The organism is Halorubrum aquaticum (assembly GCF_900113615.1).
Lineage (GTDB): Archaea > Halobacteriota > Halobacteria > Halobacteriales > Haloferacaceae > Halorubrum > Halorubrum aquaticum.
Map to the genome: position 1 here is coordinate 107,614 of NZ_FOPZ01000003.1, position 12,742 is coordinate 120,355.

Annotated in this window: 13 protein-coding genes; 4 read left to right on the plus strand and 9 right to left on the minus strand. The window is 71.8% G+C overall.

Going from position 1 to position 12,742, the window contains the following annotated elements:
* Positions 1–73: 73 nt before the first annotated feature.
* The 6 genes from F3H10_RS03890 to F3H10_RS03915 all read right to left on the minus strand — a co-directional run bounded on the left by F3H10_RS03890 (position 74) and on the right by F3H10_RS03915 (position 6,072).
* A complete protein-coding gene (locus F3H10_RS03890; RefSeq protein ID WP_149783528.1) occupies positions 74–712 on the minus strand; it encodes a DUF7519 family protein in 639 nt (212 codons plus the stop codon).
* Positions 652–2,154: a DUF58 domain-containing protein gene (locus tag F3H10_RS03895; RefSeq protein WP_149783529.1), complete on the minus strand. Its 1,503-nt coding sequence runs from the start codon at positions 2,152–2,154 to the stop codon at positions 652–654. Before F3H10_RS03895 ends, F3H10_RS03890 begins: the two co-directional genes overlap by 61 nt.
* The gene (locus tag F3H10_RS03900) at positions 2,151–2,825 is read right to left on the minus strand and encodes a DUF7269 family protein (protein ID WP_321167754.1); all 675 of its coding nucleotides are present in this window, start codon (positions 2,823–2,825) and stop codon (positions 2,151–2,153) included. Before F3H10_RS03900 ends, F3H10_RS03895 begins: the two co-directional genes overlap by 4 nt.
* Positions 2,825–3,778 (minus strand): DUF4129 domain-containing protein, encoded by a 954-nt coding sequence (locus tag F3H10_RS03905; RefSeq protein WP_149783530.1) that lies wholly within the window; start codon positions 3,776–3,778, stop codon positions 2,825–2,827. The genes F3H10_RS03900 and F3H10_RS03905 overlap by 1 nt, the downstream gene beginning before the upstream one ends.
* Before the next feature lie 97 nt (positions 3,779–3,875).
* The gene (locus F3H10_RS03910; RefSeq protein WP_149783531.1) at positions 3,876–4,928 is read right to left on the minus strand and encodes an MBL fold metallo-hydrolase; all 1,053 of its coding nucleotides are present in this window, start codon (positions 4,926–4,928) and stop codon (positions 3,876–3,878) included.
* Positions 4,929–5,046: 118 nt separating this feature from the next.
* The gene (locus F3H10_RS03915) at positions 5,047–6,072 is read right to left on the minus strand and encodes a two-component system sensor histidine kinase NtrB (RefSeq protein WP_149783532.1); all 1,026 of its coding nucleotides are present in this window, start codon (positions 6,070–6,072) and stop codon (positions 5,047–5,049) included.
* A 160-nt stretch (positions 6,073–6,232) separates the two neighbouring features.
* Between F3H10_RS03915 and F3H10_RS03920 the strand changes: the two genes are divergently transcribed.
* A complete protein-coding gene (locus tag F3H10_RS03920) occupies positions 6,233–6,610 on the plus strand; it encodes a hypothetical protein (protein ID WP_149783533.1) in 378 nt (125 codons plus the stop codon).
* A 1-nt stretch (position 6,611) separates the two neighbouring features.
* Here the strand turns inward: F3H10_RS03920 and F3H10_RS03925 are convergent, their stop codons facing one another.
* Positions 6,612–8,495 (minus strand): acetyl-CoA carboxylase biotin carboxylase subunit, encoded by a 1,884-nt coding sequence (locus F3H10_RS03925; protein ID WP_149783534.1) that lies wholly within the window; start codon positions 8,493–8,495, stop codon positions 6,612–6,614.
* A 111-nt stretch (positions 8,496–8,606) separates the two neighbouring features.
* Between F3H10_RS03925 and F3H10_RS03930 the strand changes: the two genes are divergently transcribed.
* Complete coding sequence (locus tag F3H10_RS03930; protein ID WP_149783535.1) at positions 8,607–8,843, plus strand: hypothetical protein; 237 nt, start codon at positions 8,607–8,609, stop codon at positions 8,841–8,843.
* 53 nt (positions 8,844–8,896) lie between these two features.
* Here F3H10_RS03930 and F3H10_RS03935 read toward each other — a convergent pair whose 3' ends face one another.
* Positions 8,897–9,214, minus strand: a complete 318-nt coding sequence (locus F3H10_RS03935; protein WP_149783536.1) for a hypothetical protein — start codon at positions 9,212–9,214, stop codon at positions 8,897–8,899.
* A gap of 1 nt (position 9,215) precedes the next feature.
* Positions 9,216–10,760, minus strand: coding sequence for an acyl-CoA carboxylase subunit beta (locus F3H10_RS03940; RefSeq protein WP_149783668.1), 1,545 nt, complete (start codon positions 10,758–10,760; stop codon positions 9,216–9,218).
* Positions 10,761–11,060: 300 nt separating this feature from the next.
* Here F3H10_RS03940 and F3H10_RS03945 point away from each other — a divergent pair, with 300 nt between their 5' ends.
* The gene (locus tag F3H10_RS03945) at positions 11,061–11,699 is read left to right on the plus strand and encodes a 50S ribosomal protein L1 (RefSeq protein WP_149783537.1); all 639 of its coding nucleotides are present in this window, start codon (positions 11,061–11,063) and stop codon (positions 11,697–11,699) included.
* Positions 11,696–12,730: a 50S ribosomal protein L10 gene (locus tag F3H10_RS03950; RefSeq protein ID WP_149783538.1), complete on the plus strand. Its 1,035-nt coding sequence runs from the start codon at positions 11,696–11,698 to the stop codon at positions 12,728–12,730. Before F3H10_RS03945 ends, F3H10_RS03950 begins: the two co-directional genes overlap by 4 nt.
* Positions 12,731–12,742 lie beyond the last annotated feature (12 nt).

Below are 12,742 nucleotides of genomic sequence, written 5' to 3' on the forward strand. Positions count from 1 at the left end.
CATGTCCGCTCGTCGTCCGCTGGGTACAAAAGCGACGCCGATCCGCCTCACCGGAACGCCGACGCCAACACGATCACCGGAACGCCGACGCCAGCACGACGCCGCCGAAACAGAGCAGCGCGAGCGCGGCGATCGGCTGCCCACCGGCGGCGACCACGTACGTCCCGTAGACGACCCCGGCCGAGATCGTCCCCGCGAGCAGGGTCGTCCCGGCGTGGACGGCCACGTTCCGTCGGGTCCGGGCCTTCCTTCCCACCTGTCGACCGACCGAGAGGCCGTGGTCGGCGACGTCCCACGCGACCGCGAGCGCGACGCCGGCGACGAGAAGCGGCTCCGCGCCGCCGCCGAACGCCGCGGCGAGCGCGATCCCGCCGATCCCGGCGGCGGCCCCCCAGGACAGGACGCGTGCGGAGCCGAGGAGCGACCCGCCCGCGAGACAGACGACCGACGCTCCGACGACCGCCCCGCCCGTCGGATCGGCGACGAGCGCGGCGACCGTCGCGACCGTCGCGGCGACGAGGCTCGAGACGACCGCGAGCGTCGGCGGGCGCGCGTCGCGCTCACGCTCCTCGGCGGCCTCGGGCCCGCGGCTCCCGTCCGCCTCCGCCCCGCGATCCCCGTCCGTCACGGATCCCCGGTTCCGCTCCGCGCTCACCGCGACCACCGTCCGTTCGCGCCGGCGACCGCGGCCGGGAACGACCGGTCGCCCCACTCGACGACCCGGATCCCCGCGCCCCGGAGCGTCCGGATTCGCTCGCGACGCTCGATCGCGGCCAGTTTCCGGCCGGGCGTGCTCGTCGACCGCGACGGCAACCGCGACGACAACCGCGACGACCGCGTCGCCGTCGTGTCCGGTGAAAGGACGGTGACGAGGTGGCCGTACGCGTCGAGCCGGCGCGCGGTGTCGACCGGGACGTCGTCGACGAGCGGCGTGAAGAACAGCACCTGGGCGTCGCCCGGAAGCCGCCGACGGAACCGGCGGCGCCACAGGGTGCGGTAGAACCGGTCCTCGGACGGCGTCGGCGCGAGCGCGGGGTCCGTCGCCAGCGTCTCGCGACCCCGGACCGCGTGGTCGTTCCCCGCGCCCGGCGGCAGCCAGCAGTCACGCGGCCCCATCGTCGCGATCCCGACCCGGTCGCCGCCGGCGAGCAGGGCGGTGAAGACGGCCCCCGCCGCCTCGACGCTCGCCTCCACCGCGGTGTCTCCGTCCGGCCGATCGGCGACGTACGCCGCCTCGCGCGCGTCGACGAGCAGGACGACCGTCGCGGCGCGCTCCTCGCGGAGCTCCAGCGTCGCCAGCTCGCCGGTCCGGGCCCGCCGGTTCCAGTCGACCCGCTTGAGCGGGTCGCCCCGACGGTACTCGCGGGTGGCGTGGAACTCGACGCCCGAGCCGCCCACGTCCGTCGGAACGCGGCCGTGTGACACGGTCGTCAGTCCCCGGAGCGGGAGGTCGCCCCCCGCGGCCAGCTCCGGGGTACACGTCAAGCGGGTCGGCGTCTCGAGCTCCGTCAGCCGCTCGCGGGAGCCGGCGGCGTTGCGGACCACCGCCCGCGTCGTCCCCCACTCGTGGTCCCCGCGGCTCGCGCGGACCGCGTACGAGAACGTCACGCTCGCGCCCGGGCGGAGCGCGGTGGCGACCCGTGCGGGGCCGTCGACGACCTCGAGGCCGGGCGGCACCCCGTCGACGATCCGGAGATCGAGACACGGCGCGTCGCCGACGTTCCGCGCGCGCACCGTCACCGACACCTCGTCGCCCGGGTCCGGCGTCGGATCGCTCACCTCGCGGTCGATCTCGAGTACCGCCTCTCCCGCCTCGCCGAGGCGCGCGTACAGCCCGTACCCGACCGCCGCCGCCCCGACGAGGACCATCCCCGGCTGTCTGAGCGCGACGCCGAGCCCCACCAGCGTGAGCGCGACGCCGGTGACCCCGACCCACCGTCCCGTGTCGAACGGGCGAAGCGCCCGGCGGTCAGTCGGGTGGTCGTCGTGGCCGGTGTCGATCTCGTCGGCGTCGTCGCGGCCGCCCTCGTCCCTCTGATCGCCGTCGCCGTCTCTCTCCCCGCCGTCTCCATCCCCGTCGTCCCCGTCCCTCGCGTACGTTTCGTCCGCCGGGGTCGCCGCGGAATCGACCCGATCCCGCTCGGCCGCCGTCATCGATCCCCCTCCCTCCCGTCGCCGGTCGATCCTCTCCCGTCGCCGGCCGATCCTCTCCCGTCGCCGGCCGATCCTCTCCCGTCGCCGGCGGTCCGTTCGCCGTCCCGATCGGCTCCGGCGTCGATCCCGACCGTCGCCCGTTCGAGGGCGTCGACGGCGGCGGTCACGCCGGCTCGAAACGTCGACCGACCGGGCAGCCCGCCCAGTATCTGGTCGCGGATCGGGTAGGCGATCGACCGCGAGCAGAACGCCGCGGCGGTGCGGTCGTCGGTCCAGTCCCCCTCGTCGACGAGCTCCGCGGCCCGCTCGCGCGAGCAGTTCCGCTCGCGGGCGACCGCCCGGACCGCGGCCGTCCGAACCCGCGACCGCACGTCGTCGCGCGCGGTGCGTCCCCGTCGCCGTCGGACGGAGGCGGCCCGTGAGACCGCCGCGTCGAAGTCGGCTCCGGGGACCGCCGCCCGCTCCCGCCGCTCCGGTTCGCCGAGGTCCGTGGACCGGCGCTCCTGCCCACGCCGAGCGCTCGCGTATCGAACGCCCTGGAGGACGCTGAGCACGCCGATCAGCGTGACGACGACGAACGAGAGGTCGAGCGTGCTCGCGAGCCCCCGATCGACGGCGACGAGGAAGCCGACCGCGACCGCCGCGACGCCGACGGCCGCGAGCGGGCGCACTACGTCTCACCCCCGTGTTCGTCCTCGATGCGACGGAGCGCGGCCGCGGCCCGACGCTCCCGGTCGTCGGTCGGGTCCGCGCCGCCGTACCGCACCCGCTCGAAGACGTCGGTGAGCTCCGAGACGGGCTCCTCGTCGACGCCGGCCTCGACCGCGGCGGTCGCGAACTCCCCCGGCGTCGCGGAGGCGGGGCGGTCGATCTCGAGCGCCTCGGTCATCTCGCGCCACGCGCGGTACACCTCGTTGTCGCCGGCGTCGCCCTCGATCCGGTCGGCCGCCTCCCCCGCGGTCCGCGCGACCGCCGCGAGGTCGGGGTCCGCCGGGTCCGGGTCGGGCTCCGCGGGCACGCTCCTCCCGGACTCGTCCTCGTCGTCGCCGGCGGCCGCCACCAACACGAGGAGGCTGACGAGGATGGCGATGAGAACCACCGCGACGAACGCCGCCTCGGGCGTCGAGACGCTCCCGGAGCCGCTCCCGAGGCCGGCGCCCCCGCCGCCGCCCGCGGGGAGCAGCCCGTCCTCCTCGCCCGCCAGTCCGAGGTCGAGCTCGCCGACGCTCTCGGGGTCCCGACAGCTCGAGAGCCCGTACCATATCACGCCGACCGGGAAGCCCACCGTGCCGGCGACGACGGCCGCGGCGAACCGCGACCCGGTGTCGCGATACGCGAACGCCCCGATCGCGATCAGCGCACCCGCGAGAAGCAACAGCGCCGGTAGCTGCCGTAAGACCGGATAACAGACCGGCGGCAGCGCCAGCATCGTCGGCCCGCCCGGCGTCTCCGAGGGGCTGATCTCGCCGGGGTCGTCGGTCGGGCCCGCGCCGCCCTCGACGCCGCCGCTGAACCCGCCGCCTCCGTCGACGGCGACCGCGGAGTCCAGCGTCGCCGCCGCGACGCCGAGAGCGACGACCGCGAGGAGGGCGAGGAGGGCGGTCGAGAGGGTCTCCCGCTTCACGACGGTAGATGCGCGCTCGTGCGGGAATAGCTTTCGGCGACGACGGGACTTTCAGCACGGGAGCGTTCGGCGACGACGAGCTCTCTGTGCGGTCGAGTCACGTGCTCGCGGCATCGAGCGCCGTCGTCGGGAACAGGTCGTCCACGTTCGGGTCCGGATCGAGCAGGCGGTAGGCGGTCCCGTCGCGCTCGAGGACGCCGGCGCGCTCCAGGTGGTCGAGGTGCGCGAACGCCTCGCCCGGGCCGTGGAGCGTGTGGATCTCCTCGAGGTCGCCGAAAAGCGCCGCCGAGACCTCCCACGCGGTGGCCGGTCCGGACTCCAGGACGTCGATCACCCGCCGAGTGCGGTCGCGGTGGTGGTCGAGGATCTCCGCGGCCCGCCGGCTCGGTTCGTCGATCCGCTCGCGGTGGCCCGGGTGCGCGGCGTCCCAGTCGCGGTCGACGATCCGGACGAGGCTGTCGGCGTAGGCGGCCAGCGGCTCCTCGACCCGGACGTCCGCCCCGCCGACGTTCGGGGTGTACCGCGGGAGCAGCGCGTCGCCGGTGAACGCCTCTACCGGCGACTCTCCCCCGTTTCCGTCCCCGCCGTTCCCGCTCACGGGCTCGTGTCCCGGAACCGTCCGCGGGTCGAACGCGAACGCACAGAGTCCGGCGGTGTGTCCCGGCAGGTGAACCGTCTCCAGTTTCACGCCGCCGAGGTCGATCGTCTCGCCGTCGGCGATCGGCGTCACCTCGGCGTCGCGGCCGTAGATGTCTGTCCCCTCCGTCTCGAAGAACTCGGTCAGTCGGTCGCGCGCCGCCGCGGGCATCCCCCACCGCTCGAACGTCTCCCGTTGGGCCGCCGGGTTCGTCGCGAAGGGGCGTTCCCGGCCGTCGACGAGCGGCGCGTCCGCCTCGTGGACGTACACCTCGGCCCCGCCTTCCGTCTGGATCTCGCCGGCCAGCCCGGCGTGATCGGGGTGCCAGTGGGTGAGCACCACCGCGTCGACGTCGGCGAACCCGACGCCGAGTTCCGATAGTCCCTCCCGCAGGTCCGCGCGCACCGCCGGGATCGAGACGGCGGTGTCGACGAGCGTCGTCCGGTCCGCCTCGATCAGGTAGGCGTCGTTCTCGCCCTCGAAGACGGTGTTCCCGAGCTGGATCCGTTTCACGTCCGTCGATCGACGGGGTCCCCCTTCAGGATTGCTACCGCGGGTGCGATCGCCGGAACCGGACGATCCCCGTTCCCGGAGGCGTCGATGCCACTCACCCCGAATCGGACGATCCCCGTCACCCCGAAGCGTCGACCCCCGCCACCTCGAAGCGCGCACCGCCGTCGGCACTCTCGGTCGCACGGACCTCCCAGCCGTGCGCCTCGGCGACCCGCTCGACGATGCTCAGGCCGAATCCGGTCCCCTCCTCGGCGGTCGTGTAGCCGCTCTCGAAGACCGCCTCGCGGTGGTCCTCGGCGATCCCCGGTCCGTCGTCCGCGACGTAGAACCCGCCACCGTCCTCGAGGACGCCCGCGGCGACGGTCACCGCGCCGTCGCCGTGTTCGACCGAGTTCCTGATCAGGTTCTCCAAGAGCCCTTCCAGCCGGCTCTCGTCGGCGGCGAACGACAGGTCACCGTCCATCCGGAGGGTCGCCTCACCCGTCGCGACGTTGGCCCACGCCCGCTCGACGATCCCGGACAGCTCCACCCGCTCCGGCTCGTCCAGTTCGTCGCCGGCCCGCGCCAGCGACAACAGGTCGTCGACGAGCGACCGCATCCGGTCGTGTGCGCGCTCGATCTCGTCGATCTGCGGGGACTCACACTCCTCCCGAAGGAGTTCGAGCCGCCCGCTGGCGACGTTGAGGGGGTTCCGCAGGTCGTGGCTGACGATGCTCGCGAACTCGTCGAGGCGCTCGTTCTTCCGCCGGAGCGACTCCTCCCGCCGCTTCCGGTCCGTGACGTCACGGATGACGCCGACGCGGTCGATGCCGTCGTCGTCGGGAACTCGGGCGAACCGCATCTCCACCGGGAACGTGTCGCCGTCGGCCGTCTGGAAGTCGTACTCGATCACGCCGACGTCGCGGTCGCCCGCGGCGAGCTCCTCGCGCGCCCGCCGCGCCTTCTCCGCGGCCTCCTCGGTGGCCCACTCGTAGATGTGCGTCCCGATCAGTTCCTCGCGGTCCGCCCGCTTCATCTCGGCGTACCGGTCGTTGACGTACACGATGGTCCCGTCGGGGTCGACGGCGTACACCCCGTCCTCGAGCGACTCCAGGACGGTCTCGTACCGCCGCAGCTCCCGATCGCGGCGCGTTCGATCGCTCATGTGGCTACTCGGTCCCCACTGTGTCCGCTTGGATCATAAAGCGATCGTCCGAGCGCTCGATCGAGTCGGCGCGGTCGGACCCGTCCGATCGAATCCGCGTGACCCGACCGCTTCCATCGAGCCGCGATGTCCTTTTCGTCGTGCCGACCGACGGTCCGGCATGGAGTATCAACCCGGCGTCTGTAACATCGGACCGACTCAGCGACGGCGACGGCTCCTGCTCGGCGGCGTCTCGATTCTGGCCGCGGCCGCGCTCGTCGCCGCGGTCCTCGCCGTCGGCTGGCCGCACTGGACGCTGGTCCTCACGACGTTTCCGCTGTACGGGGCGGCGATGGGATGCTTCCAGTACCGCGAGCGGTTCTGCGTCGGCTTCGCCGGGGTCGGCGTCTTCGACGTGGGCGAGGGAACCGAGCGGATCGACGACCCGGAGGCGCTCGCCGCCGACCGGAAGCGTGCGGTTCGCTTGAACGTCAAGTCGCTCGCCGTCGGCGCCCTCGGCGCGCTGGCGATCTACGGGATCGCGGCCGTGGCGTTGTAGCTCACTCCAGGACGACCAGCACGTCGCCCATGTCGACGCCGTCGCCCTCCGCGACGTGGACGCTCGCGACGGTCCCGCCGCGCTCGGCGACCACGTCGTTCTCCATCTTCATCGCCTCGAGGACGCAGACCACGTCGCCGGCGGCGACCTCGTCGCCCTCGGCCACGTCCACCGAGAGGATCGTCCCCTGCATCTCCGCCTCGATCGCCTCGCCGCCCTCCGCGACGTCGACGCCGCCGGAGTCGTCGCCCTCGTCGGCGTCTCTCGCCTGCGGGGGTCGCTGCTGCCGGCCGCCGCCCGATCCGGAGCCGCCCCCGGCGGGGATCGGCGGGGCACCGCGCTCCTCCAAGTCCACCTGGAAGCGCTTGCCGTTCACCTCGACGGTGAACTCGCGCTCGGTCACCTCCTCGTCGTCGTCGCTCGAGGACCGCGAGGGCTCCGTCCCCCAGCGCTCCTGTGCGTCGGCGATCCGGTCGGGATCGACCTCCTCGTCGAGGTACTTCGTCGTGTGCGTGCCGTCGAGAAAGCGCTCGTCGGAGAGCATGAGCCGGTGGAACGGGACGATCGTGACGACCCCCTCCAGCTCGTACTCGGCGAGCGCGCGCCGCGAGCGCGCGAGACACTCCTCGCGGTCTCCCCCCCACACGATCAGCTTCGCGATCATCGAGTCGTAGTCGGTGACGAGGTCGTCGCCCTGCCGGAGCGCGTCGTCGACGCGGACGCCGATCCCGCCCGGCGGGTCGTACGTCTCCAGGGAGCCCTCGCTGGCGGGCTGGAACCCTTCGGCGGCGTTCTCGGCGTTGATCCGGAACTCGATCGCGTGTCCCTCGAGCTCCACGTCGTCCTGCTCGATCGAGAGCCCCTCGCCGGCGGCGACCCGGAGCTGCTCCTTCACGATGTCGATCCCCGTCAACGCCTCCGTGACGGTGTGTTCGACCTGTATCCGGGTGTTGACCTCGAGGAAGTAGAAGGGCGTCTCGGGGCCGAGTGGCTCCTCTGGGTCGCGGTCGGGGTCCTCCTCGACGAGGAACTCCACGGTCCCGGCGTTGGTGTAGTCGGCGGCGGCGACGCCGCGGCGGGCGGCCTCGCCGATCGCCTCGCGCAACTCGTCGGAGAGCGCGGGGGAGGGACCCTCCTCGATCACCTTCTGGTGGCGGCGCTGGAGCGAGCAGTCGCGCTCGCCGAGGTGGACCACGTCGCTCTCGCCTCCGGGACCGTCACCCTCGGGACCCGAATCGGCGACGATCTGGACCTCGACGTGTCGCGGCGTCTCGAGGTACCGCTCGAGGTAGACGGAGTCGTTCGAGAAGTACGCCTCTCCCTCGCGTTTGGCCGACTCGAGGGCCTCCTCGGCCGCCTCGGGCGACTCGACGATCTTCATCCCGCGGCCGCCGCCGCCGCCCTCGGCCTTGATCGCGACCGGGTAGCCGTGCTCCTCGCCGAACTCGCGGACGGTCTCCGCGTCGCTGACGGGCTCGGTCGTCCCCGGAACGATCGGCACGTCGGCGTCGGCCATCGCGCGCCGGGCGTGCGTCTTCTCGCCGAGCCGCTCCATCGCGTCGCTCGAGGGACCGATCCAGGTCACCCCGTCGGCGGCCTCGACGCGCGCAGCGAAGTCGGCGTTCTCGGCGAGGAAGCCGTATCCGGGGTGTACCGCGTCGGCGTCGGCGGCGCGCGCGGCGTCGAGGACCGCCTCCCCGTCGAGGTAGGAGTCGGCCGCGCGGGCCGGCCCCACGTTGTACGCCTCGTCGGCGTAGCGGACGTGGCCGGCGTGTCTGTCCGCGTCGCTGTAGACGGCGACCGTCTCGACGCCCAGTTCCTCGCAGGCGCGCATTACGCGGACGGCGATCTCGCCGCGGTTCGCGACCAGTACCTTGTCGAACATTCCTGTCGGCCCGTTCTCGGAATACGCACCTCATTCTGTCGGTCCGGGGCGATCGACGGCGACGCCGTCGTCCCGGGACGGTTAAGGGGGATCGAGCCCGGATCGACGGACGTGATCTCCGCAGGGAACCCCTACGTGTTGCCGTCGGTGCTCGTCGGCGCGGCCGTCTACCTCGGGCTCTCGTTTCTGACCGACGCCTCCGTGCTCGTCCGGGTCGCCGTCCTCGTCGCCATCGCCGGCGTCGTCCCGGTCGTCGTGAACCGGGTCGCGTCGGCGGTTCGCGGTGAGGAGGCGGTCGACTCCGGAGCCGACCCCGAGGCCGACCCCGACGCCGATCCGGAGCAGTGAGAGCGACGTACGACCCGGAGGAGCGGACCGGAAGTCGCCGACCTCCCGCGCTTTCAGAACCGGTCGAGCCGGCCGGCGGCCGCCCACGGGTCCGATGGGGCCGTCTCGGGGACGCGAGCGCGGCGGCCCCGGACCGACTCCAGCCGGCCGGCGAACCCCCAGCGGTCGCCCCGCCGGCCGGTCCCCTCCTTCCCCTCGTTCGCGGCGGCCGCGGCCGCCTCCCGGTCGCGGAGGTGCGCCGCGACCGCGACCGCGATCGCCGCGGCCTCATCGTCGTCGGCGTCGTCGGGGAGCCGTAGGTCGCCGGCGTCGAACCGGACGGGCGAGGTCGTCTCCGCTTCCGCCTCTCCGGCGGGCGAGTCCGTCGCCATCTCAGATCGGGATGTTGCCGTGTTTCTTGTCGGGCAGTTCCGAGCGCTTGCCCGCCAGCATCTCCAGGTCGTCGATGAGGCGGGCGCGGGTCTCGGTCGGCTCGATCACGTCGTCGACGAAGCCGCGGTCGGCCGCGGTGTAGGGGTTCGCGAACTCCTCGCGGTACTCGTCGATGAGCTCCTGTCTGTGCGCGTCGGTGTCCTCGGCGGCCTCCAGCTCCTCGCGGTAGAGCACGTTCACGGCCCCCTTCGGTCCCATCACCGCGATCTCCGCGGTCGGCCAGGCGTAGTTGACGTCGCCGCCGATGTGTTTCGAGGACATCACGCAGTAGGCCCCGCCGTACGCCTTCCGGGTGATGACCGTCAGGAGGGGGACGGTCGCCTCCGAGAAGGCGTACAACAGCTTCGCGCCGTGGCGGATGATCCCGTCGTGTTCCTGATCCGTCCCGGGCATGAAGCCGGGCACGTCCTCGAAGGTGAGGATGGGGACGTTAAAGGCGTCACAGAAGCGGACGAACCGCGCGGCCTTCTGGCTCGACTCGATGTCGAGCGTGCCGGCGTTGACCCGCGGGTTGTTGGCGACGATCCCGACCGAGCGGCCGTCGAGGCGGGCGAAGCCGACGACGACGTTCTTCGCGAAGTTCTCCTGCACCTCGAAGAAGGATCCCTCGTCGACGACGCCGTCTATCACGTCGTGCATGTCGTAGGGCTTCCGGGGGGCGTCGGGGACGACGTGGGTGAGCTCCTCGTCGGCGCGCTCGGGGTCGTCCCACGGCTCGACCCGCGGGGGGTCCTCGACGTTGTTCTGGGGGAGATACGAGAGCAGCCGGGCGATGTCGTCGAGGGCGTCCTCCTCCGACTCCTCGGCGAAGTGGGCGACGCCGGAGGTCGACGTGTGGGTGACCGCGCCGCCGAGCTCCTCGAAGCTCACCTCCTCGCCGGTGACCGTCTCGATCACGTCCGGTCCGGTGATGAACATGTGTGAGGTGTCCTTCACCATGAAGGTGAAGTCGGTGATGGCGGGCGAGTACACCGCACCGCCGGCACACGGCCCCATGATCGCCGAGATCTGCGGGATCACGCCCGACGCCTCGGTGTTGCGCCGGAAGACCTCCGCGAAGCCGCCGAGCGAGGCGACGCCCTCCTGGATCCGCGCGCCCGCGGAGTCGTTGAGCCCGATCACGGGCGCGCCCACATCCATCGCCTTGTCCATCACCTTGCACACCTTCTCGGCGAACACCTCGCCGAGCGAGCCGCCGAAGACGGTGAAGTCGTGAGCGAAGACGAACGTCTTCCGGCCGTTCACCTCGCCGTACCCCGTCACCACGCCGTCGCCGGGGAGCCGCTGTTCCTCCATCCCGAACGTGTGGTTTCGGTGGGTGCGGAACCGGTCGAACTCGTGGAACGTGCCGTCGTCGAGGAAGTAGTCGATCCGCTCGCGGGCGGTCATCTTCCCCTTCTCGTGTTGGGAGGCGATCCGGTCGTCGCCGCCGCCCTTCGCGGCCCGTTCGCGGCGCTCCCGGAGGTCCTCGATCCGGTCGTCCATCGTCACGCTGGACCACCCTGAGTCATTGGATTACGGGTCGGAGAGCGTCGCCAAAAGGGTTCCCCTATCCGACGAGACGCGGGTTCGACGCGCGTCGATCCGCGTCGGGGCGTTCGGCCCGTTCCGGCACGTTCGATCCGCGACGAACCCCGGCGTTCCGCCGCCACGGGGGCTGTCTCCGGTTCACACGGACACCGGGGCTTCGACGGTTTTAAGCGTCCGATGGGCCACTCTCCGATGAGACAGGCTTCGCCTGTTTCACTGACCCGTAGGAGCGACCTGCGTACTACGGAGGTGAAAATGGCAGACACAATACAAGAGGCCGTAACCCTCGCACTCGATGAGGCCCCCGAGCGGAACTTCCGCGAGACGGTGGACCTCGCCATCAACCTGCGAGACCTCGACCTCAACGATCCGTCGAATCGCGTCGACGAGTCCGTCGTGCTGCCGGCTGGAACTGGACAGGAGACACGCATCGTCGTCTTCGCGGAGGGCGAAACCGCCGTCCGCGCCGCCGAAGTCGCCGACGAGGTCCTCGACGGCGAGGACCTCGAGGACCTCGGAGACGACGACGACCGCGCGAAGGACCTGGCCGACGAGACCGACTTCTTCGTCGCGGAGGCCAACCTGATGCAGGACATCGGTCGGTACCTCGGTACCGTCCTCGGTCCTCGCGGCAAGATGCCGACTCCCCTACAGCCGGACGACGACGTCGTCGAGACAGTAAACCGGATGAAGAACACGGTGCAGCTCCGATCGCGTGATCGGCGCACCTTCCACACCCGCGTGGGTGCGGAGGACATGGACTCCGAGGACATCTCGGACAACATCGACGTCATCATCCGCCGGCTCGAGGCCGACCTCGAGAAGGGCCCGCTCAACATCGACGGGATCTACGTGAAGACCACGATGGGTCCAGCGAAGGAGGTGCCCGTATGAGCTCCGCCCGCAAGACCGAGACGATCCCGCAGTGGAAACGCGAGGAGGTCGACGAGCTCGTCGAGTTCATCGACTCGTTCAACTCCGTCGGGATCGTCGGCGTCGCCGGCATTCCGAGCCGCCAGCTCCAGGCCATGCGCCGCGAGCTTCACGGCTCCGCGGACGTCCGGATGAGCCGCAACACGCTCACCGTCCGCGCGTTGGAGGAGGTCGACGAGGGCGTCGAGGAGCTGACCCAGTACGTCTCGGGTCAGGTCGCGCTCATCGGCACCAACGACAACCCCTTCGGGCTCTACAAGCAGCTCGAGGCCTCGAAGACGCCGGCCCCGATCAACGCGGGCGAAGTCGCCCCGAACGACGTCGTCATCCCCGAGGGTGACACCGGCGTCGACCCGGGACCGTTCGTCGGCGAGCTACAGACCGTCGGCGCGTCCGCGCGCATCATGGACGGCTCGATCAAGGTCACCGAGGACTCGAAGGTCCTCGAGGAGGGCGAGGTCGTCGACGACGACCTCGCGAACGTCCTGACCGAGCTCGGCATCGAGCCGAAGGAGGTCGGTCTCGACCTGAAGGGCGTCTACTCCGAGGGCGTCCTCTTCGAGCCGGACGAGCTCGCCATCGACGTGGACGAGTACCGCGCGGACGTCCAGTCCGCCGCGGCCGCCGCGCGCAACCTCTCGGTCAACGCCGCCTACCCGACGGCCGCCACCGCCGGCACCCTTCTCGCGAAGGCGTCCGGCGAGGCAAAGTCGGTCGGGCTGTTCGCCGAGATCGAGAGCCCGGACGTCGTGCCCGACCTGATCGGGAAGGCCGACGCCCAGCTCCGCGCGCTCGCCGCGCAGATCGACGACGAGGAGGCGCTCCCCGAGGAGCTGCAGGGCGTCGAAGCCGCCCCGGCTCCCGAGACGGACGACGCCGACGAGGCAGAACAGGTCGACGAAGAAACGGAAGACGCCGAGGAGACCCCCGACGACGACGCCGACGACGACGGCGACGACGGCGGCGAGGGACTCGGCGCGATGTTCGGATAACACGAGGTTACA